Raw genomic sequence first — 20,918 nt, forward strand, 5'->3', positions numbered from 1 at the left:
GCGGCGCATACCGGCGCCAAGCCGTCCAATCCGGCAAGCCGCTCGGACGGCTCGCGGCCACGGGTCGGGGGCCGGCTTCCGGTGCGGCCGGTGGTGGCCCGGACCGCCGCCGAACCGAGCGGGCGGCAACGGGTCGGCGGACGAGGGGCGGTTGCCGTCACCACTGTGGACTGTCGGAAATGCGTTGCCCGCCCCGTTGGCCCGGCCTACCGTGAGATCGCAAGGTCATCCGCCGCTTCGGAATCCCGCCTTAATTCAAGGTCCCCGAAATGCTCGGGCCGGCACCGCGACATCGAATTTTCCGACCACCAGCATCATTCGACACCAACAATTCACGACTATTTGGCACGCCGGTGGGGGCGCGAAAGCGCGTTTCCCCGACCGGCGCAGGAACCCGTACCGCGACGACGTGATCGCGCGCGAGGTGGAGGGAGGACCCGGTGGAAGCCGTACTCGTCGTCAACGCCGACCTCGGCCCGCTGCATCGGGTGAGCGTCCAGCACGCGATCCGGATGCTGTGCCGCAGGGTCGCCGAGATCCATGAGGCCGAGCCCGACCGGAGCATCGGCGGCTACCCGCTCCCCCGGGTCGTCCGGCTGATCCGGTACGTGGTGACGCGCTGGCGTTTCGGTTCGGGGCCGGTCTGGTCGCGCTCCGGCGTACTGGCCCGCGACCAGCACCGCTGCGCGTACTGCGGTCGCTTCGCCACCACGGTCGACCACGTCCTGCCCCGCTCCCGCGGCGGGCGCAACACCTGGCGCAACACGGTCGCCGCCTGCTACGGCTGCAACCAGCGCAAGGGCGACCGGACGCCGGCGGAGGCGGACATGCCGCTGCGGTACGAGCCGGTGGCGCCCTCGTGGGCCATGCTCGCCGGACGGTGACGGGGTAGCCGACCGGCGCTCGCCGCACCGGCGGGACGTCGTCCAGCTCGGGGGCGCCATGGAGCTCGCCGGATGCCGCTTCGGCGTCCGGCGCGGGTCGGCCGGCGGGAACGGGGGTTCCGGTGTACGCCGGGGTCCCGCCGGCCCCACCCGGCCCTAGCCCGCGCCCTCGCGGTCGGATACCTCAGGCCCTACGGAACGGGCCTCAGTGTCCGCCGCCGCTGAGCGCGGCCCAGCCGACGGCGGCGATGCAGAGCAGCAGGATCACACCGCCACGGGTGGTGGCGACCCGGGTCAACGTCCACGCGGTCCGCCGCATGCCCGGAACCAGTTCCCTGGTTTTCCGGTAATCCACCCACGCTCTCCAGGCGACCGCGAATGCGATCCCGGCGGAGAGTCCGAGCACCACCCCGAGCATGAGGGCGGCCACGGAAAGGGGCCGTTCCATCAGGCCAGTGTGGCTGGTCGGAGGCCATGAACGCCATGGCCAATTGCCGAGAAAAAGCGCGAGACATATTCGCGAACAACGTACCCTGTGCGTACCACCGCCAGGCGCGGCGCAACGTGTTCCGCGACCGCGACTCCGGCGAGCCGAGGAAAGTTGTGCCAATGAATGGGAACGACGGCGAGGTCGGGCGCAAATACCCGCGCACCCGCCACCTGCCCGACTCTCCCGGCGCCACGGACGACGACAAGATCCTGCCGGACCTCGACGGGTTCGCGGGCGAGTTGGTGGTGACCGAGAAGATGGACGGCGGGAACGTCACCTTCACCCGCGACACCATGTACGCCCGCTCGCTGGACTCCGGCACTCAGGCGTGGGACCGCGCCTGCAAGGCGGTGTGGGGGCGGGTCGCCCACGACATCCCGCCCGGCTGGCGGATCTCCGGCGAGTCCATGTGGGCCCGCCGCAGCGTCGGCTACCGGGACCTACCCGGCGTCTACCTGGTCTTCGGCGTCTGGGACGCCGGGCACACCCTGCTCGGGTGGGACGACACGGTCGAGTGGGCGGCCCTGCTCGGCCTGCCGCTGGTGCCCCTCCTCTACCGGGGCGGCGACCTGACCGCGGCCCGGTCCGCCTGGTCGCACCAGCGCGACGAGGAGTGCTCGGAGGGGTTCGTGCTGCGCAGCGCCGGGCCGGTACCGGAGTCGGAGTTCGGCCGCCGGGTCGGGAAGTGGGTACGCGCCGGCCACGTGCGTACCGCCGCGACCTGGCGTCAGCGGGACGACTTCGCGCTCAACGGCTTCGTTGACATCGCCGGAAGCCGGCCGGAGGCGTGAGGCCCGCGGGCGGCGCGCGGACCGCGAGAACCCGCTCGGACGCTCAGGCCGCGCGGGTCCGGCGGGCGGCGCGTCGGCCGCGAGAACCCGCCCGGATGCTCAGGCGCTCTCCTCGGGTTCGTCCCTGTTGCCCTGCTCGCAGGCGACGCCGTCGCCGTCCCGGTCCAACCGGGGGGAGTAGCCGGGATCGGTCGAGCGCAGGGGCGTCACCCCGGCCTTGTGGGCCTGCGCGCAGTTCCTGTAGTACGGCGGGCTGCCCTGACCACCGGACGGCTGCTCGGACCGCTCGCCGGGGCTGGTGCCCGGTCGCGTCGTACGGGTGGGTGTCGACGGCGGCCTCCCGTAGGTCTCCGCGGCCGGCCGTACCGGTTGCCGCTGGTCCGGCGCGTCCCAGGCGGGCGGGCGCTTCTCGGGGGCGACCCCCGGCGGGCCTCCGGAGACGATCGGCGCGGGCGTCTGCCACGGCGTCGCCCCGCCCGGCCCGGTCGCCGTCGGGCGCGAAGCGCCACCGAGAAACACGCTCAGCACGGCGACGCCGAGCGCGAGCGTCAGCACGAAACCGGCGGCGACCAGCCAGCGGGACGCCGGTACGCCGGACCGGGTCGGCGCGGGGTCGGGTGGCGTGGCGTCGGACGGCGTGGCCGTCGACTCGACCGCGACCCGCCGCTTCCCGCTCGACCGTCGTACGGTCCAGGACCTGACGCCGGGCTGGTCTGTGTCGGGCTGGTCAGTGTCGGGCTGGTCGGCGTCGGGACGCTCGTCGGTGGGCGACGTCCCGGCGGTCACGGCACCGCTGCCCGGCGTCTGCCCGGTTCGCCGGTACCGCCCGGCGCTCTGATTGCCGCGCCCGTACGACGCGGCCCGTGCCGGGGGTGGCGGGTCGCCGAAGGGTGGTTGGCTCACCACGGCAGGCTATCGGGTACGGACGTGCCCGGGTGGGACGCCCGCGGCGGCGCGGCGCTTCTCAGGCGCCCGCGACCGGACCCGCGGCCCGGTCGGCACCGTCGGCGGTGCCGCTCTCGGCCGTGGTCCCGCCGACGCTGGGGTGCAGGGCGACGACCAGCCGGTGTGCGCGGCCACCGGTCGCCCGCTCGTCGTGGTACCGGCTCACCAGCCCGGTCACCGCGGCGGTCAGCTCCTCCGCGAACGCGGCCCGGTCGGCGGCCGAGGCGAACCGCACCTCGCCGTCGATGGCGAACGTGGCCACCCGCTTGCCGGCCCGGTCGGCACCCGTGATCAGCGCGCCGACGTCCCGGACCAGCCGAGCGGCGAGCGCCAGCAACCAGCGCGCCGACAGCCGGTCCGGCGCGCGGGCCGGGTCGGGCTGCACCGGGGCGAGCGCGGTCGGCGAGATGACGTAGGAGGCGGCGGTGGCCTGGAGCATCCGCTCGGTGACGTTTCCCTTCCGGCGCTCCTCGACCAGTTCGACGAGGCCGTGCTGCTCCAGCGTCTTGAGGTGGTAGTTCACCTTCTGCCGGGCCAGTCCGACCCGCGCGGCGAGCATGGTGGCCGAGCCGGGCTCCGCCAGCTCCGCCAGCAGGCGGGCACGCACCGGGTCGAGCGAGACCTCGGCAGCCGCCGGATCCTCTATGACCGCCACGTCGAACATGGGCCCACTGTTTCACCGACAACATTTCTTGTCAAGCCGCCGACGCTGCCAGCCCGCACTCGATTACCTCAGCCCCGCCGACTACGAACAGACCGCGGCGTACAACCTGTGAGTACGGATGGATATACGACCACCTCGGCGGGTGCGGCCCTCGGGTGACCAGCGCCGGTTGCCGCCGACGTCGGGCTCTGGCCGCACCCCACCCCACTGGGCGTACCCGAGCCCACGGGGGAGGCCCGGGTACGCCCGGCTGAGGGGACGCAGCGGCCGCCAGCGGTGCCGGTGCTGATGAGAGATGCAGTCGCGCGCCCGTACTCCGGACGCTACTGACCAGCACTGCAGGTAGTGGAACGCTTACGCACCACTCAGTTCGTGATGCCCATCCGCTCCCACAGCCCGCGGAGTTCCGACCCACCGGCCCCAGCACGCAGCAGGGTCCGCGCCGTCTCCCGGGCGGAGGTCGAGGACCGGGCATGCTGCGGGCCGATCCGTTCCGCCGTCAGGAGCATTCGCACCGCATCCCGCTCACGGTGCACGTCGACCATGCCCCGGGCCAGATCCATGTAGAAGTACACCTGGCGCACGCCGGGAAGCCCCGCCACCTGGACGCCCTGAGCTGTCTCCAGGGCCCCTCCGGCGCGGCCCGTGTCGAGCTGAAACGCCATTTTCCACAGGTCCACGTTCCGGGGGCCCCACGCCATGTCCCAGCTGTCTGTCTCGCCGGTACGTTCGGCGATCCGCGACGCTTCGGAGATGTGCTGCTCGGCTGAGTCGACGGTCCGCAGGCCGGCCGAGTGGTGCGCGCGGGCGAGATGCAGGAAGCCCAGGAGGTCCAGCGCGGCCGGCGCCGACAGGTGGCGTTGCAGCTCGTCATCCGCGCGGTCGCAGACCGAGCGTGCTGGTCCGTACGCCCCGGAGTAGGCGAGAACGCGAGCACGATTCGCCGCCGCGACGGCTGCCGCGACCGGGTCGTCCAGCAGCCCGGCGGCCTCCGCGCATTGCTCGGCGGCGAGCAGCGCATGGGCCGGGTAGCCGACGTTGAGCAGGCATCCCATCGCCACCCCGTAGACGGCCACCATCATCTCCAGCGCCTCCCGGCGCCCTTTGTTGCTGTGCAAGGCAGGGATCAGGTCGATGAGGCGGTGCAGCGCGCCGGCGTAGTCACACTGGCTGTAGAGGTCACGGACGAGCGCGGATTCCTGGGCGAGCTGGCCGGCCGGGGCGGATGCCCGCGACGTGGGTTCGCTGAGCGGGTGGTTGATGAGCGCCCGCCACACCCGCTCGGCGTCGATGCGGGCCGACTCAAGCCGCCGGTCGGCTGGGGTGTAGGGCTGGCCAGTCAGCTCAGCTACCGAGCACTCAAGCGCAGCAGCGAGGTCGACGACCATGTACCGGTCGGTGCGCTGTGCTCCGCGCTCGATCCTGGACCAGGATGTGTGGGAGATGCCGGCGCGGCTGGCCGCGTGGCGGATGCTCCATCCGCGCAGCTCGCGGCGGGCGCGGATGCGCTCCCCGATGGACGGGTCGGCGGGTACGGCACGGCGGGCCATGGTGGACCTTCCCAGGTAGCGGTCTGGGCGGCGGGCCGCCGGCCGCTACTCCGGCGCCCGCCACTTCGGACGGTACACCGGCCATAACGGCGCGCGTCGTCGCAACGCAGCGGCGATGGCCGGGGGCACCGTGCCGCGGACGTGATGTGTGGTGGGCATGGGGGTTCCTTTCTGAGATGGAGAACTGCTGGAGGGCCCGGCCGAGGTTGTTGATGTACGCCTTGCCGTAGCCGTCGCACGGCGACCTCTGCCCGTTGGTTGGCGGGGCGTCCTCGCCCGCTCGTTGCGCGGGTGGGAGCCAGTGCGGGCAAGGCTGGCCATCCTTCGACTTCTCCCGCATCCAGACGAAGAAGCCGCGTACGTGGTCCCTGTCGACCTGCTCCCACTCTACGGAGTTGTCCTGCTGGAGGAGCCAGCCCGCGTAGAGGGTGACGGCGTCGGTGTAGATCGTGACGGTGCGGTCGCTGCTGCCGGCGGCACGGAGGCTGAGTCCGAAGCTGTCGATCATGGGCTTGAGGCGGCCGGGGTCGGGTCGGCGCTGCTTGGGGTGTTGGCGGGCCATGTGGATCACCATCCCCCGCAGGGACGACCGGCCGGCATCTGGCGATTGGCGTTAAGCGAGTTCTCCATGAACCTCGTAGCATTCCCATACCAGGACGCTCACGGAGCGAAACCGCTTGTAGAACTGCGGTGGAGCCCCCGGCCGGGATCGAACCGACGACATCTCGCTTACAAGGCGAGTGCTCTGCCAACTGAGCTACAGGGGCGCGTGTTCGTGGTCAGCATAGCGACTGACGTCCGGTTATCACTGCCGGCAGGCAAGCCGACTACCAGGATCGTCGGGTACCCGACCCGCCCCTTACGGTCGAGTAACAACAGCCTCGACGCACCGCTATTACGGCGACGGCGGTTGATGTCTCTCCGTGCCCGGATGACCGGAATGCGGGTTTATTGCGGCTCGGGTGGCGAAGCCGACCTTGGCAGGTTGCGGAAAGCGGATTACCGTGTCGTCCACGCGGACGACAACCCGAACCTGCCGTGGCAGCGAACGGGGCGGCGCCCAAGGGCCGGCGCAGCAGTGTGCCGGTCGCTCCTTCACTCGGATCGTCCGGCACGTTCCTGCCGGTGAAAGGAAGCGCTTCACCATGGCCACCGTGACCTACTCCAAGGCCACCCGCATCTACGCGGGTACGGACCGCCCCGCGGTCGACCACCTCGACCTCGAGATCGGCGACGGCGAGTTCCTCGTCCTCGTCGGCCCCTCCGGCTGCGGAAAGTCGACCAGCCTGCGGATGCTCGCCGGTCTCGAAGACGTCGACGACGGCTCGATCTTCATCGACACCCGCGACGTCACGAACCTTCCCCCCAAGGCCCGCGACATCGCGATGGTCTTCCAGAACTACGCCCTGTACCCGCACATGACGGTGTACGAGAACATGGCGTTCGCGCTCAAGCTCCGCAAGACCTCGAAGTCGGAGATCGACCGGCGGGTCAAGGAGGCGGCGGCGCTGCTCCAGCTTGAGGAGTACCTCGGCCGCAAGCCCAAGGCGCTCTCCGGTGGTCAGCGCCAGCGGGTCGCGATGGGCCGCGCGATCGTCCGCGAGCCGCAGGTCTTCCTCATGGACGAGCCGCTGTCGAACCTCGACGCCAAGCTCCGCGTCCAGACCCGTACGCAGATCGCGACGCTCCAGGCCAAGCTCGGCATCACCACCGTCTACGTGACCCACGACCAGGTCGAGGCCATGACGATGGGTCACCGGGTGGCCGTCATGAACGCCGGCCTGCTGCAGCAGGTCGACACCCCGCGGGCGCTCTACGACACCCCGGCGAACGTCTTCGTCGCCGGCTTCATGGGCTCCCCGGCCATGAACATCAAGACCGTGCCGCTGACCGAGACGGGCGCCGCCTTCGGCGAGCTGGCCGTTCCGCTCACCCGGGAGCAGATCGCCGCGGCCAAGGCCGACGGCGGCGACGGCAAGGTGACCATCGGCTTCCGGCCGGAGGACACCGACCTGGTCGGCGCGGGCGACGGCGGCCTTCCGGTCGTCGTCGAGCTGGTCGAGGACCTCGGCTCGGACGCCAACGTCTACGGCCACGCCGCGCTCGAGGGCGCCTCGGAGCGGTTCGTGGTCCGTACCGACCGGCGGACCATGCCGAACATGGGCGACACGGTCTTCGTGAAGCCGCGTACCGACAAGACCCACGTCTTCCACTCCACCACCGGCAACCGGCTCTGAGCCGCCGGCCGGCGGACGGCTGACAGGAACGCCGGAAGGGGGCAGGACCGCTCGCGCGGTTCCGCCCCCTTCCGCGTACCGGTGGTGCCTCAGATCCGGCCGGTGCCGGCGCCGGCCGTCACGATCGACTTGACGTTGCTGGCGGTGTCGAGCTGGTACGAGTACGGGATGCCGGCGACGCTGCCACCGGTCTGCCCCGTGCCCGAGTTGACGAAGTGGTTGTTCCGGGCCACCAGCGTGCCCGGCCCCGAGTCGGCCTCGCCCAGGTGGTACGGGTCGTCGACGTTCTCGAAGTAGTTGCCCTCGACCAGCACCCCGGCGTTCTCGGTGGAGGCGACGCCGTAGCCGGTGTTGTTGTAGTAGTAGTTGTTGTAGACGTGCACCGGGTTGCCGAAGCGGACCCGGGGGTTGCGCTGGGTCGAGCCGTCGAACCAGTTGTGGTGGTAGGTCACCCGCAGGTGGCCGGTGTCCTGGCTGCCGTTGTCGTCGCTGTGTCCGAGCAGCATGTTCTTGTCGTGGTTGAAGACCCGGTTCCACGAGACGGTGACGAAGTCGGAGCCGCGCTTGATGTCGACCGCGCCGTCGTACCCGTTGGTGAAGCTGTTGTGGTCGACCCAGACGTTGGTCGCCGACTCCTGGACGTTGACGGCGTCGTCGTCCCAGTCCCGGAAGTTGATGTTGCGGATGATCACGTTCCGGTCACCGTTGATGTTCAGGCCGCAACCGGCGATCGTGGCGTTCGAGCCGACCCCGATGATCGTCTTGTTGGACCGTACCCGCAGCATGCCGGAGCAGGAGATGGTGCCGGAGACCCGGATCACGGCGGCGCTCGACGAGCCGACCGCGGTGGTCAGCGCCTCGGCGGTGGTGACGGTGGTCGCGGGCGTGCTGCCGCCGCCGGTGGTACCGCCGTTCTGGGTCGCCCAGCCGACCAGCCCCGTCTGCGGCGGCGAGGGCGGACCGGTGGTGGGCGGCGGCCCGGTGGTCGGGCCGGTCGTGGGCGGCGTGGTCGGCGGCGTCGAGCCGAGCGTCTCGACCTGTACGTCGTCGAAGCTGGCGCTCGCGTAGGCGGTGACCAACGCGATCCGCCCGGCGCTCTGCGCGCTGTTGGTGCCGCTGCCGATCTGGGTGCCGTTGACGAAGCCGCGGATGGTGCTACCGCTCGCCTCGATCCGCAGCGTGTACCAGGTCCCGGTCGCCACGGTCAGCGACGCCGCGCCGATCACCGTGATCGAGCTGCCGTTGACCGCCTGCAACTCGGCGCGGTTGCTGTTGAGCAGCGCCAGCCGGTACATCCGGGTGGCGCTGTTGGACCGGGCCGCGACGCCGACGAGCCGGCCGCTGCCGTTGAAGGCCAGCGGCTTGACCCGCGCCTGCACCTGGTAGTCGGTCCAGCTCGTGCTGCCCGCGAAGGCCCGGGCCAGTTCGCTGCCGGAGTTCGACTGCCGGTACGCCGCCGAGCCGTCGGTGACCACCGACCAGTCACCGCCCGACTTCGACCAGCCGTCGGCGTTGCCGTCGGAGAAGTCGTCGGAGTAGAGGGGCGCGGCCTGGGCCGCCGTGGTGGTGTACCCGATGGTCAGCACGGCGGCGATCAGGCCCGCGCCGAGCGCGGCCAGCAGGGCACGCAGCCCCTTGCGTCTCTGCATTCCAGCTCCAATCCGCGCGGTGGCGGGGCGACGACCGGGCGCCGCCGCCCCCACCACCGGGCTCAGGGGTTGATGCGTCCGGCACCCGCACCGGACGTCACGATCGACTTGATGTCGTTGGCACCGTCGAGCCGGTAGCCGTACGGGATGGCGGCGACGTCCCCGGCACTCTCGGGCGTACCGGAGTTGACGAAGACGTTGTCGCGCTGCACCAGGTCACCCGGGCCGGACTCGGCGTAGCCGACCGCGGTCGGGCGGGTGACGTTCTCGAAGTAGTTCCCCTCGACCAGCACGCCGGCGCCCATGGTGGAGGCGACGCCGTAGTCCGCGCCGAAGTAGTAGTTGTTGTAGACGTGCACCGGGTCGCCGAAGCGGACCCGGGGGTGCCGCTCCTTGCTGCCGTCGAACCAGTTGTGGTGGTACGTCACCCGCAGGTGCCCGATGTCGGCGGTGTGCCCGTCGTCGTGGCCGAGCAGCATGCTCTTGGTGTGGTTCCGCACCCGGTTCCAGGAGACCGTGACGAAGTCCGACTCGCGCTTGACGTCGACCGCGCCGTCGTAGCCGCCGTCGAAGGTGTTGTGGTCGATCCAGACGTTCGTCGAGTTCTGGACGTTGATCGCGTCGTCGTCCCAGCCCCGGAAGGTGAGGTTGCGGACGATGACGTTGCGCGCCCCGCTGATGTTGAGCCCGTTGTCCAGGGTCGCGCCGCCGACGCCGAGCACCGTCTTGTTGGAGCGGACGTCGTTCATCTTGTCCGGCATGCTCAGCGTCCCCTGTACCCGGATCACCAGCGGCGAGGCGGACTCCAGGGCGTCCGCCAGCGCCTGTCCGTCGGTGACGGTGACGGTCTGGCCGCCGGCCCCGCCGGTGGTGCCGCCGTTCTGCGTCGCCCAGCCGACCAGCTCGCCCGTGGGCGGGTTGGTCGCCGGCGGCGTGGTGGGCGGGGCCGTGGTCACCGGCGGGGTGGTCGGCGGGGCCGTGGTGGGACCGCCGCCGCCGGGCAATCCCACCTTGCCGACGCCGGCCTGCGCCGAGACGACGGCCTTCATGTCGCAGGCGGTCTGGACGGTGTACGGGTACGGCGGGTTGCCCACGCTGCCGCCGGTCTCGCCGGTACCGGAGTTGACCAGACAGTTGTTCCGGGCGACCAGGCGACCGGGTCCGGAGGACGCCTCGGCGAGGTGGTACGGGTCGTCAACGTTCTCGAAGTAGTTGCCCTCGACGACGACGCCGGAGTCCTCGGTCGCGGCCACCCCGTAGTTGCCGGTGTTCAGGTAGTAGTTGTTGTAGACGTGCACCTGGTCGCCGAAGCGGACCCGCGGGTTGCGCTGGTTGGTGTTGTCGAAGAAGTTGTGGTGGTAGGTGACCTTCAGCCGGCCGGTGTCCTGGGCGGCGTTGCCGTCGTCGTGGCCGAGCAGCATGTTCTTGTCGGTGCCGTCGGCGTGGTTGTAGGAGACCGTCACGTACGACGAGCCCCGCTTGATGTCGACGCCGCCGTCCGCGCCGGTGGTCCAGGTGTTGTGGTCGATCCAGACGTGGTGCGAGAACATCTGGACGTTGACCGCGTCGTCGGCCCAGTTCCGGAAGTTCAGGTTGCGGATGATGACGTTGTTGACCGCGTTCGCCGGGGGCGAGGTGACGTCGTCGTCGATCGGCAGCCCGATGTTGAGGCCGCCGCCGGTGAAGCCGGAGTTGGCCCCGATCCCGACGATGGTCTTGTCCGAGCTGACCTCGTGCATCGGACCGGGCAGCGCGATCATGCCCGACACCTGGATGACCTTCGGTCCGGTCGAGGCCGCCTCGGCGATGAACTGGGCCGCGCTGGTGACGGTCACCGTCGGCCCGCCGGCACCGCCGGTGGTGCCGTTCTGGCCCCAGGCGTCGACCGAGGCCCAGCCGTCGGCCACGTTGGGGCCCGGGTCGCCGCCCGGGGGCGGCGTGGTCGGGCCGCCGGTGGGTGAACCGGTCGGGTCGCCGCCGCCGGTGGAGGTGACCTGTACGTTGTCGAAGTTGGCGGCGCCGTAGAAGGTGGCCACGCCGATCCGCCCGGTGCCGAACTGGCCGTCCGACGCCTCGGTCACCAGGGACCCGTTGACGTAGCCGCGCAGCGACGTGCCGGCGACGTCGAGCCGCAGGGTGTACGCCGTACCGGTGCTCACCGGCTGGGTTGCGGTGTCGAGGGTGGTGGAGGAGCCGCCCACCAGCTTCTTCAGTTCGACGGTGTTGTTGCTGCGCAGCGCCAGGTAGTAGTAACTGGTGTTGCTCTGCGCCCGGGCGAGCAGCGCGACGAACCGGTTGCTGCCGCTGAACGCGGTGGGCTTCACCGTGGCCTGTACGGAGTAGTTGGACCAGCTCGCCGTGCCCGCGAGGGCGCGCGCGTCGCTGCTGGTGCCGGACTGGCGGTACACCCGCGAGCCGTCGGTGGTGACCGACCAGCTGCCGCCCGAGGTGGACCAGCCGGTCGAGTTGCCGTCCTCGAAGTCGTCCGAGAACAGCGTGTCGGCGTAGGCGGCGGCGCCCATGCCGAGCGCGAGCGTCACCGCGGCGAGCGCGGCGCCCATCGCGATCAGGAGACCTCGGCGGCGGTTCCGCCGGGTACCGATGACTTTCACGTGACCTCCTCGGTGCTTCGCCAGCATCGTGACCAGCGAAGATTGACTAAGATCGATATCTTGGGGTGCACTTCTCCCGAGATCGCGGCGGCGGTGCCGGACCGGACCGGGCGCGCCGGCGAACCGCCGTGGCGTGGAGTGGGGTGCGGTGGACCGGGATGGAATGGAATGGAGTCCGGTGCGGTGGACCGGCTCGGCCGGGGCCGGATCGGACCGACCGGTCAGAAACCGAGCTTTCCGGTGCCCGCGCCGGCCGTCACCGCGGCCTTGACGGTGTTCGGGTCGGCCAGCGTGTAGCGGTAGTAGGCGCTCGGCTCCTGCACGGTGCCGCCGGAGTCGCCCGGCTCGCTCTCGCCGACGAGCACGTTGTTACGCGCCACCAGCCGTCCCCGCGCCCCGGCGTAGCTGATCGACCAGGGCACCTCGACGTCCTCGAAGTAGTTGCCCTCCACCACGCAGCCCGAGTTCATCTGGCAGGCCACGCCGACGTCGGTGTTGTAGACGAAGTAGTTGTTGAAGACGTGCACCGGCTCGCCGAAGCGGACCCGCGGGTTGCGCTGCGGCGTCCGGTCGAACCAGTTGTTGTGGTACGTCACCTTCAGGTAGCCGGTGTCCTGCGCGGCGTTGCCGTCGTCGTGGCCGAGCAGCATGTTCTTGGTGTGGTGGTGGGTGTGGTTCCAGGAGACCGTGACGTAGCTGGCGCCCCGCTTGATGTCGACCAGCCCGTCGTAGCCGTACGAGAGGTCGTTGTGGTCGATCCAGACGTGGTGCGAGTACATCTGCACGTTGATCGCGTCGTCCACCGTGTTGCGGAAGACCAGGTTGCGGACGATGACGTTCTGCACCGGGTTCGCCGGCGGCGTGGTGACGTCGCTGGTGGGCAGCCCGATGTTCAGGCCGCCGCCGGTGATCCCCGAGCTGGCGCCGACGCCGACGATGGTCTTGTGCGAGGTGACGTCGTGCATCGGCCCGGGTAGCGCGATCATGCCGCTGACCCGGATGTTCAACGGTCCGGGCTGCGCGATCGCGGCGAGCAGCTCCGCGGCGCTGTCGACCGTGACCGTCGGACCGCCGGCGCCGCCGGTGGTGCCGTTGCGGCCCAGGGCGTTGACCGAGGCGAAGCCGATCGGCGGGGCGCCCGGGTCCAGCGGCGGTTCGGTCGGCGGCAGGGTCGGACCGCCGGTCGGGCCGCCCGTCGGCGGGGCACCCGTCACCGTCGCCACCGCGACGTCGTCGAAGGAGGCGCTGGCGTAGGAGGCGGCCAGCCCCGCCCGGCCCGCCGGGTAGCTCGCGTCGGTCGCCTGGACGACCAGCGCGCCGTTGACGTACCCGCGCAGCGACGTGCCGACGGCGTCCAGCCGCAGCGTCGCCCAGTTGCCGGTCACCACCCCGCCGGCGGCGGAGGCGAGCACGACCGGCTCCCCGCCGGCCCGCTTGAGCAGCTGCACGCCGCCGGCGCCGGTCGCCACCAGCGCGTAGTAGCCGCTGCTGCCCTGGGCCCGGGCGACGACGCCGACGTACCGGTTGGTGGCGCCGAACGCGGTCGGGCGTACCCGGGCCTGCACACCGTAGTCGGCCCAGGTGCTCGCGCCGGTCAGCGAGCGGCCGTCGCTGCTGGTGCCGGACTGGCGGTACACCCGCGAGCCGTCGGTGGTGACCGACCAGCTGCCGCCCGAGGCGGACCAGCCGGTCGAGTTGCCGTCCTCGAAGTCGTCCGAGAGGAGCGTGTCCGCGTACGCGCCGGTCGGCCAGGCGAGGGCGAGACCGGTCGCGGCGAGCGCGCCGGCCAGGGTGGCGGCGGCGAGCGGGCGCCAGCACGGCCTGCCCCGGGGTTGGTGCTGTTCCATCGGGAACCTCCTGTGGTGGGGATGGGTGGTGGGGTGGGTTGGTGGATTGGTGTGGTGGGTTGACGCGGCGGCTTGGCGCGGTGGGGCGCGCCGGGGTCAGCGCGCCAGGCGGCCCGCGCCGGCCAGGAGCGGCACGGTGAGCGCCACCAGCGGCGCGGGCTGCGGGCGGGCCGCCCGCAGCGTCGGGGTCCAGCCGACGTCCGGCCCGAGGTCCGGATCGTGCGCCGCGTTGTACGCGTCGAGCAGGCCGACCGGCCGGGGCAGCTCGCCCGGGGTACGGACCCAGTTGCCGCGCTCGGTGATCGCGGTACCGCCCCAGTCGTAGACGAGGTCGCCGGCGGCGACACCCGGGCCGAGGGCGAAGTAGTTGTTCTCGGCGTAGAGGGCGGACTGGACGCCGACGCCGAGCGCGTAGCCGAAGCCCTCACCGGCGAGCCGGTAGACGTTGTTGTACGCGTCCACCTGCCCGAACCGCACCCGCGGCAGGCGCTGGAGGGTGCCGTCGAAGAGGTTGTGATGCAGAGTGACCCGCAGCCGGCCGACGTCCGGGCCGACCGTGTTGGAGGAGCCGATCAGCATCACCTTGTCCCGCCCGACGAAGCGGTTGTACGAGGCGGTGACGAGGCTGGCGGTGTGGGTGACGTCGAGCGCGCCGTCGTGCACCTGGTACGGCCGGCCGAAGTGGATCGGCTGGTCCCGGTCGGGGTTGTCGCCGTCGGAGAAGGTGTTGTGGTCGACCCAGACGTTCTCGCTGCGGCGTACCGAGATCAGGTCGAACTGGGAGTTCCAGTTGCCGTTCTCGCCGTCCGTGGGTGACCAGGCCGGGAAGCAGTCCCGGGCGTCGACGAGGTCGAGGTTGCGGACGATCACGTTGCTGGCGGTGTCCAGCATCAGCGTCAGCCCGGTCAGCCGCGCGCCCGGCAGCCCGACGATGGTGGTGTTCGGGCCGACGTTGATCTGTGTCTGCCGGGTCTGGTTGGCCACCGACCGGACCCGCGCCTCCTCCAGCGGCCCGCTCGGGTTCACCCGGCCCCAGACCGCCGGGTCGTAAGCCGCCAGGTAGGCGTCCAGCGAGTATGCCGGGTCGGCCAGGTCGGCACAGTCGAGCAGCCGCCCGTCGGCGCCCTCGAATCCGTCGACGACCCCGCGCACGTAAATGATTTTGGGTGTGGCGTTGTTCCGGTTGGTGGCGTTGTCGCCGCCGAGCGCGGCGATCAGTTCGGCCCGGCTCCGCACCACGTGGACCTGGTCGGCGCCGGCCGCCGAACCGCCGGTGGTACCGGGTCCGGCCGCCGCCCAGCCGTCGTTCGCGGGCAGCACCGCGTGCCCCGCCGCACGGCCGGTCGAGAACGCCTCCGCACCGGCGTGGGCGGCGGGGACGTCACCGCCGGCGGCCGAGGCCGTCGTCGTGGGCAGCACCACGAGCGCGCTTCCCAGCAGGGCGGCGGCCATCGTGCACGAACGCAGTCGCAGTCGCATCGCACTCTCCGTACGCCAACTCGTTTGCCGAGATCTCGTAACGCGTACGAAATCTTCCCGATAACAAACGGTAGGTATTTACAGTCAAGAGAGTCAATGCGATTCATTTGCAGATATGTTGCACCGAATCACGGCAATAGCCATTGCCCCGGCCGCCCGTCGCCGAGAATAGGGGTGTTGGGTCCGATTCCTACCGCACGATCGTCTCCGCGATTTGCAGCCCGTTTTCCGTCGGCCCGCCGAAACGCGTGCGGTGCGGCGGCACCGCCCACGGCACGTCCAGCTCCGACAGCAGCGCCAGCCGCTCGGCGGCCTGCCGCAGCGCGGCGTTGACCCCCCGGATCGACAGCACCCGCTCGGGCGGGTCGCCGGCCGGGACCACCCGGTCACCGGCGACCAACGCCGGCTCGGGCGCGGCGCCGATCGCGTCCAGCACGGCGGTGAAGCCCGCCGTCCGGGCCAGCGGCGCGATCAGCGGTACGCCCGCCGGGTCGGCCCGGTGGTCGAGCAGGTTCGCCAGCAGGCTCACCCGGCCCGGTACCTCGCGCAGCTCCGGATCGCCGGGCAGCCGCAGCCGGTCGGTCGGGTACTCCAGCACCGCTCGGCCCAGCGTGCCGTGCACGACGACCTCGCCCGCGACGAACTCCTCACCGGCGAGCGTCACCGCCGCCACCACGGGCAGCCCCGAGCCGAGCGTCACCCGCAGCGTCGCCGTGTCGTCCACCTCGATCGGCCGGGTCCGGTACCGCTCCAGCTCGACCAGCTCGGGCCGGACCGGGTCCCGTCCCTCGGCCACCGCGGCCAGGGCGAGGCACTGCATCACCGCGTGCGCCAGCGGATTCGCCAGCGCGCCGTCGAGCACCGGGCGGCCGTCGAGGGTACGCCGGCCGGCCCAGGGCGAGCGCGCGTAGTAGGAGTCGCTCCGCTGCCAGCAGGCCAGCGTCGAGATGCCGGTGACCGTCCCGAGCCGGCCCTCGGTCATCGCCGCGGCCAGCTCGGCCAACGCGGCCGAGGCGAGCGCCTGGAACCCGACCTGGCAGGCCCGGCCGCTGGCGGTCAGCGCGTCGGCCAGCGTCCGGTGCTCGGCGAGCGAGAGCACCGGCGGCTTCTCCAGCAGCAGGTCCGCGCCGGACGCCAGCGCGTCGAGCGCGATCGGCAGGTGCGTGTGCGGCGGGGTGCAGATCACCACCACGTCCGGGCGGGCGGACCGGAGCATCTCCCGGTGGTCGGCGTAGACCTCCGCCGTGACGGGCGCGTCCGGCTCCGGGCGTACGGGCGCCACGTCGACCAGGGCGACCAGTTCGAGCCGGCCGGCCGCGCGCAGCGACTCGATCAGCCGGCGGTGCCAGCGGCCGTGGCCGTTGGCACCCACCAGCGCGACCCGCGCCGGCGCGGCGACCGGCGCGCTCACGCCGCACCCGCCGGCGTCGCCGTGATCCGGCCGCCCGCACCCGCCAACCGGCCGCTCACGCCGCACCTGCCAGCGTCGCGGCCACGCCGTGCCGCTCCAGCGCGGTGAGCCACTCCACCACCAGCGCCCGCACCTCGTCGTCCTCGGCCAGCGCCGGCGGGAAGACCTCGGCGAGGCCCAGCAGGGCGTCCACCACGCCGGCCGGGCTCGGCGTACCGGCCGCCAGGGCGGCCCGGATCCGCGGCGCGAGCGGGTCGTCCAGCGGCAGCTCGGTGCCGTCGTCGGCGCGCCCCTGCACGAACCGCATCCAGGCCGCGACGACCAGCGCCGCCCAGCGCGGCCGCTCCCCCGCCGCCCGCAGGTCGGCGATGGTGTGCAGGACCCGCTGCGGCAGCTTCTGCGAGCCGTCCATGGCGACCTGGATGGTCCGGTGCCGGATCACCGGGTTCTCGAACCGGGAGAGCACCGACTCGCCGTACTCGACGACGGAGACCCCCGCCGGCGGCGCGAAGCTCCGCGCGATGTCCTCGGCGATGAACCGGGCCAGTACCGGCCGCAGGTGCGGGATCCGCAGCGCCTCGGCGATCGTCTCGTGCCCGGCCAGCGCGCCCAGGTAGGCGATGGCCGAGTGCACCCCGTTGAGGGCGCGCAGCTTGAGCCGCTCCCACGGGCCCGCGTCGTCGGTGAGCACCGCACCCGCCCGCTCCCAGGCCGGCCGCCCGCCCGGGAAGCGGTCCTCGATCACCCACTGCCGGTACGGCTCGGCCGCCACCGCGGCCAGGTCCACCACCCCGAGCGCCCGCTCGGCGGCGGCGAGCGTCTCGTCCGTGCTCGCCGGCACGATCCGGTCGACCATCGTGCCCGGGTAGGTGACGTTGGCGTGCAACCAGTCGGCGATCCGCTCGGAGCGCCCGCCGGTGGCGTCCCCGACCAGCCGGAGCGCCTGGCCGACCAGGCTGTGCAGCCGCTTCCCGTTCGACGGCAGGTTGTCGCAGCTGACCAGCGCGATCGGCCCGGCGTCGGCGTACGCGCGGGCCAGCAGGCCCCGGACCAGCAGCCCCGGTACGGTCACCGGCGGCCGGTCGGTGGTCAGGTCGGCGGCGACCTCGTCGTCCGGTCGCAGCCGCCCCGACGCCGGGTCGAGCTGGTACGCCTTCTCGGTGACGGTGAGCGTCACCACCCGGATCGCGGGATCGGCCAGCAGCGCCACGATCGCGGCCGGGTCGCTGGCGGCGTGTCGCACCCCGGCGAGCGCCCCGACGACCCGGGTCTCGTTGCCGGCCCCCGACATGCTCGTGACGCTGAACAGGTTGTCCTGCGCGGCGAGCCGGTCCACCACGTCGGTGCTGCGCGGCGCGACGCCGATGATGCCCCAGTCGCCGCCCGCCTCGGCCAGCGCCGCCTCGGTGTAGACGGCCTGGTGGGCGCGGTGGAACGCGCCGAGGCCGAGGTGGACGACGCCGGCGGCGACGGTACCGGGGCGCACCAGCGGACGGGCCTCGACCGGTAGCCGCCGCAGCGCGCCGAGACCGAGCCGCGACGCGCCCACGCTCACCGCCATGCCGGTCCGTCCGGGAAGGAGAACTCGGCGATCGAGGCGGGCTTCATGGTGGCGCTGTAGCCGGGTGCCTCGGGAAGCAGGTAGCGGCCCCCGCGGGTGCGTACCGGGTCGACGAAGTGCTCGTGCAGGTGGTCGACGTACTCGACCATGCGCCCGTCCAGCGAGGTACCGACGCGCAGGTAGTCGAAGATCGCCAGGTGTTGGACGTACTCGCAGAGGCCGACGCCACCGGCGTGCGGGCAGATCGGCACCCCGAACTTCGCGGCCATCAGGATCACCGAGAGGACCTCGTTGACCCCGCCGATCCGGCAGGCGTCGATCTGGCAGACCCGGATCGCCTCGGCCTGGAGCAGCTGCTTGAAGATGACCCGGTTCGCGGCGACCTCGCCGGTCGCCACCCGGCAGCGCCCGCCCGTCAGGTCGGTGACGGCCTGCGCGATCCGGGCGTGCCCGAGCACGTCGTCCGCGTGGGTGGGCTCCTCGATCCAGTACGGGTCCGCCTCGGCCAGCCGGGCCATGTTGGTGATCGCCTCGTCGACGTCCCAGACCTGGTTCGCGTCCATCATCAGCAGCGCGTCCGGGCCGATCTCGGAGCGGATGATCCGCGCCCGCCGCACGTCGTCCTCGATCGGGCCGCCGACCTTCATCTTCATGGCCCGCCACCCCTGCTGGTACGCCTCGCGGGTCAGCGCGCGGACCTTGTCGTCCGGGTAGCCGAGCCACCCGACCGAGGTGGTGTACGAGGGAAAACCGTCGCGCTCCAGCTCCGCGAGCCGGTCCGGCAGGCCGACGAGCCCCTTCTCCAGGATCGCCGCCGCCTCAGCCGGGGTGATCGCGTCGCTGATGTGGTGGAAGTCGACGGCGGCCACCAGCTCCTCGGTCGGCAGCTCCGCGAGCAGCCGCCACATCGGCTTGCCGGCGAGCTTGGCGCGCAGGTCCCAGACCGCGTTGACCAGCGCCCCGGTGGCCATGTGGATGACGCCCTTCTCCGGGCCGAGCCAGCGCAGCTGCACGTCCGCGGTCAACGACCGCCAGAACCGCACCGGCGCCGCGAAGATCTCCTCGACGGTGCGGCCCACCACGTGGTGCGCCAGGGCCCGCACGGCGGCGCAGGTGAGCTCGTTGCCGCGCCCGTTGGTGAAGGTGAAACCGGCACCGACCGCGTCACCGTCGGTGCGAAGCTCGACGTAGGTGGCCGAGTAGTCGCCCCGGTTGATGGCGTCGGAGCCGTCCCCGGCGGCGGCGGTGGGGAAGCGTACGTCGTGTACGTCGACCCCGGTAATGGTCACCATCAGGACGGGTCCTCTCCCAACTTGAAGATGCGTTTGGGCAGGCGGTACGCGAGATCGACGATGGTCTCGGCCGCCTCGTCCAGCGGAAGCCGGTCCTCGGCCACCAACCGGGCCAGGAACCCGGCGTCGATGCGGCGGGCGACGTCGTGGCGTACCGGGATCGAGCAGAACGCCCGGGTGTCGTCGACGAAGCCGGCGGTGTTGTAGAACCCGGCGGTCTCGGTGACGGCCTCCCGGAACCGGCGCAGCACCTCGGGCGAGTCCAGGAACCACCAGGGCGCGCCGAGGTAGAGCGCGGCGTAGCCACCGGCCAGCGGCGCCAGCTCGCGGGTGAAGGTGTACTCGTCCAGGGTGTAGACGACCACCCGCAGCCGCGGGTCGTTGCCGTACGCGTCGAGCAGCGGGGCCAGCGCGTGCACGTACTCGGTGGCCTGCGGGACGTCCCCGCCGACGTCCCGGCCGTGCCGGGCGTAGAGCCACCGGTTGTGGTTGCGCACCGCGCCCGGGTGCAGCTGCATCACCAGGCCGTCCTCGATCGACATCCGGGCGAACTCGACCAGCATGTGCGCCCGGAACGCCTCGGCGTCCGCCGGGGTGGCGTCGCCGCGCAGGCCGCGGTCGTAGAGGGTGGCCGCCTCCGCCTCGCTCAGCCGCAGCGTCAACGCGGTCGGGTGGCCGTGGTCGGAGGAGGTCGCGCCGGCCGCGATGAACGCCTGCCGGCGCTGGCGCAGGGCGGCCAGGTAGCCGGCGTACGTGCCGATGTCCTCGCCGGCGACCACGCCGAGCCGCTCGACGTTCTCGGCCCAGCCGTCGAACTCCATGTCCACCACGTTGTCCGGCCGGAACGTGGTGATCACCCGACCGCCCGGGCCACCCCACCCGTCGGCCGCGAGCTTGGCGTGCCGGCCGAGGTCGTCCAGGGGCGACTCGGTCGTCGCGAGGACCTCGATGTTGAACCGCTCGAACAGCGCCCGGGGGCGGAACGCGGGTTCGGCGAGCCTCGCCGCGATCTCGTCGTACACCTCGTCGGCGGTGGCCGGGGAGAACGCCTTCGTCACCCCGAAGACCTCGGCGAAGGTCTGCTCCAGCCAGAGCCGCGACGGGGTGCCCCGGAACAGGTGCCAGTGCGCGGCGAAGCGCCGCCAGATGGTCCGCCCGTCGCGCTCCACCGGCGTACCGTCACCGCTCGGCACGCCGAGGTCGGCCGGCGGCACGCCCTGGCTGAGCAGCATCCGGGTCACGTAGTGGTCGGGCACGATGAGCAGCCGGGCCGGGTCCGGGAAGGGCACGTCGTCGGCGAGGATGGCCGGGTCGACGTGACCGTGGGGGGAGATCAGCGGCTGGTCCCGGACCAGCGCGTACAGCTCCCGGGCGATGGCCCGCTGACCGGGCTCGGCGGGGAAGAGCAGGTCGGGGCGGGCACCGGCCTGGTGCCGGGCGGCGCGGCTCGGGTCGGATGATCCAGACACGGAAGCTGGCTCCTCGGTTTTCGGGCTGTTCCTCGGG

General features: G+C 72.0%; 15 protein-coding genes and 1 tRNA gene. 3 read left to right on the plus strand and 13 right to left on the minus strand.

Going from position 1 to position 20,918, the window contains the following annotated elements; translation table 11 throughout:
- Window positions 1-440 precede the first annotated feature (440 nt).
- A complete protein-coding gene (locus AB0J86_RS11165) occupies window positions 441-884 on the plus strand; it encodes an HNH endonuclease (protein WP_363855869.1) in 444 nt (147 codons plus the stop codon).
- 205 nt (window positions 885-1,089) lie between these two features.
- On the opposite strand, the gene AB0J86_RS11170 is transcribed toward AB0J86_RS11165, so the two are convergent.
- The gene (locus AB0J86_RS11170) at window positions 1,090-1,332 is read right to left on the minus strand and encodes a hypothetical protein (protein ID WP_363855871.1); all 243 of its coding nucleotides are present in this window, start codon (window positions 1,330-1,332) and stop codon (window positions 1,090-1,092) included.
- 161 nt (window positions 1,333-1,493) lie between these two features.
- Between AB0J86_RS11170 and AB0J86_RS11175 the strand changes: the two genes are divergently transcribed.
- Window positions 1,494-2,165: an RNA ligase family protein gene (locus AB0J86_RS11175; protein WP_363855873.1), complete on the plus strand. Its 672-nt coding sequence runs from the start codon at window positions 1,494-1,496 to the stop codon at window positions 2,163-2,165.
- Between the two features lie 99 nt (window positions 2,166-2,264).
- On the opposite strand, the gene AB0J86_RS11180 is transcribed toward AB0J86_RS11175, so the two are convergent.
- The 4 genes from AB0J86_RS11180 to AB0J86_RS11195 all read right to left on the minus strand — a co-directional run bounded on the left by AB0J86_RS11180 (window position 2,265) and on the right by AB0J86_RS11195 (window position 6,091).
- A complete protein-coding gene (locus AB0J86_RS11180) occupies window positions 2,265-3,068 on the minus strand; it encodes an excalibur calcium-binding domain-containing protein (RefSeq protein ID WP_363855875.1) in 804 nt (267 codons plus the stop codon).
- A gap of 61 nt (window positions 3,069-3,129) precedes the next feature.
- Window positions 3,130-3,774 (minus strand): helix-turn-helix domain-containing protein, encoded by a 645-nt coding sequence (locus tag AB0J86_RS11185; protein ID WP_363855877.1) that lies wholly within the window; start codon window positions 3,772-3,774, stop codon window positions 3,130-3,132.
- Between the two features lie 365 nt (window positions 3,775-4,139).
- Window positions 4,140-5,291 (minus strand): helix-turn-helix transcriptional regulator, encoded by a 1,152-nt coding sequence (locus tag AB0J86_RS11190; RefSeq protein ID WP_363856156.1) that lies wholly within the window; start codon window positions 5,289-5,291, stop codon window positions 4,140-4,142.
- A gap of 724 nt (window positions 5,292-6,015) precedes the next feature.
- Window positions 6,016-6,091, minus strand: a tRNA-Thr gene (locus AB0J86_RS11195).
- 378 nt (window positions 6,092-6,469) lie between these two features.
- Between AB0J86_RS11195 and ugpC the strand changes: the two genes are divergently transcribed.
- Window positions 6,470-7,561, plus strand: a complete 1,092-nt coding sequence (ugpC, locus tag AB0J86_RS11200) for a sn-glycerol-3-phosphate ABC transporter ATP-binding protein UgpC (protein WP_363855879.1) — start codon at window positions 6,470-6,472, stop codon at window positions 7,559-7,561.
- Between the two features lie 89 nt (window positions 7,562-7,650).
- Here ugpC and AB0J86_RS11205 read toward each other — a convergent pair whose 3' ends face one another.
- The 8 genes from AB0J86_RS11205 to uxaC all read right to left on the minus strand — a co-directional run bounded on the left by AB0J86_RS11205 (window position 7,651) and on the right by uxaC (window position 20,881).
- Window positions 7,651-9,210 carry a family 16 glycoside hydrolase gene (locus AB0J86_RS11205; protein WP_363855881.1) on the minus strand — a complete coding sequence of 520 codons (1,560 nt, stop codon included), beginning with the start codon at window positions 9,208-9,210 and terminating at the stop codon, window positions 7,651-7,653.
- A gap of 62 nt (window positions 9,211-9,272) precedes the next feature.
- Window positions 9,273-11,822 carry a right-handed parallel beta-helix repeat-containing protein gene (locus tag AB0J86_RS11210; RefSeq protein WP_363855883.1) on the minus strand — a complete coding sequence of 850 codons (2,550 nt, stop codon included), beginning with the start codon at window positions 11,820-11,822 and terminating at the stop codon, window positions 9,273-9,275.
- A 221-nt stretch (window positions 11,823-12,043) separates the two neighbouring features.
- Window positions 12,044-13,669: a pectate lyase gene (locus AB0J86_RS11215; RefSeq protein ID WP_363855885.1), complete on the minus strand. Its 1,626-nt coding sequence runs from the start codon at window positions 13,667-13,669 to the stop codon at window positions 12,044-12,046.
- Window positions 13,670-13,765: 96 nt separating this feature from the next.
- Window positions 13,766-15,136 (minus strand): pectate lyase, encoded by a 1,371-nt coding sequence (locus tag AB0J86_RS11220; RefSeq protein WP_363856157.1) that lies wholly within the window; start codon window positions 15,134-15,136, stop codon window positions 13,766-13,768.
- A gap of 202 nt (window positions 15,137-15,338) precedes the next feature.
- Window positions 15,339-16,559, minus strand: a complete 1,221-nt coding sequence (locus AB0J86_RS11225) for a Gfo/Idh/MocA family oxidoreductase (RefSeq protein WP_363855887.1) — start codon at window positions 16,557-16,559, stop codon at window positions 15,339-15,341.
- Window positions 16,560-16,614: 55 nt separating this feature from the next.
- A complete protein-coding gene (locus tag AB0J86_RS11230) occupies window positions 16,615-18,120 on the minus strand; it encodes a mannitol dehydrogenase family protein (RefSeq protein WP_363855888.1) in 1,506 nt (501 codons plus the stop codon).
- Window positions 18,111-19,412 (minus strand): enolase C-terminal domain-like protein, encoded by a 1,302-nt coding sequence (locus tag AB0J86_RS11235; protein ID WP_363855890.1) that lies wholly within the window; start codon window positions 19,410-19,412, stop codon window positions 18,111-18,113. The genes AB0J86_RS11230 and AB0J86_RS11235 overlap by 10 nt, the downstream gene beginning before the upstream one ends.
- The gene (uxaC, locus tag AB0J86_RS11240) at window positions 19,412-20,881 is read right to left on the minus strand and encodes a glucuronate isomerase (protein WP_363855892.1); all 1,470 of its coding nucleotides are present in this window, start codon (window positions 20,879-20,881) and stop codon (window positions 19,412-19,414) included. The genes AB0J86_RS11235 and uxaC overlap by 1 nt, the downstream gene beginning before the upstream one ends.
- Window positions 20,882-20,918 lie beyond the last annotated feature (37 nt).

This window comes from Micromonospora sp. NPDC049559 (assembly GCF_040676675.1).
Lineage (GTDB): Bacteria > Actinomycetota > Actinomycetes > Mycobacteriales > Micromonosporaceae > JBFAPK01.

Excerpts from the sequence above, each read along its gene's own strand:
- AB0J86_RS11170 (WP_363855871.1), bottom strand. The coding sequence starts at position 1,332 with ATGGAACGGCCCCTTTCCGTGGCCGCCCTCATGCTCGGGGTGGTGCTC.
- AB0J86_RS11175 (WP_363855873.1), top strand. The coding sequence starts at position 1,494 with ATGAATGGGAACGACGGCGAGGTCGGGCGCAAATACCCGCGCACCCGC.
- AB0J86_RS11185 (WP_363855877.1), bottom strand. The coding sequence starts at position 3,774 with ATGTTCGACGTGGCGGTCATAGAGGATCCGGCGGCTGCCGAGGTCTCG.
- ugpC (WP_363855879.1), top strand. The coding sequence starts at position 6,470 with ATGGCCACCGTGACCTACTCCAAGGCCACCCGCATCTACGCGGGTACG.
- AB0J86_RS11205 (WP_363855881.1), bottom strand. The coding sequence starts at position 9,210 with ATGCAGAGACGCAAGGGGCTGCGTGCCCTGCTGGCCGCGCTCGGCGCG.
- AB0J86_RS11215 (WP_363855885.1), bottom strand. The coding sequence starts at position 13,669 with ATGGAACAGCACCAACCCCGGGGCAGGCCGTGCTGGCGCCCGCTCGCC.
- AB0J86_RS11230 (WP_363855888.1), bottom strand. The coding sequence starts at position 18,120 with ATGGCGGTGAGCGTGGGCGCGTCGCGGCTCGGTCTCGGCGCGCTGCGG.
- AB0J86_RS11235 (WP_363855890.1), bottom strand. The coding sequence starts at position 19,412 with ATGGTGACCATTACCGGGGTCGACGTACACGACGTACGCTTCCCCACC.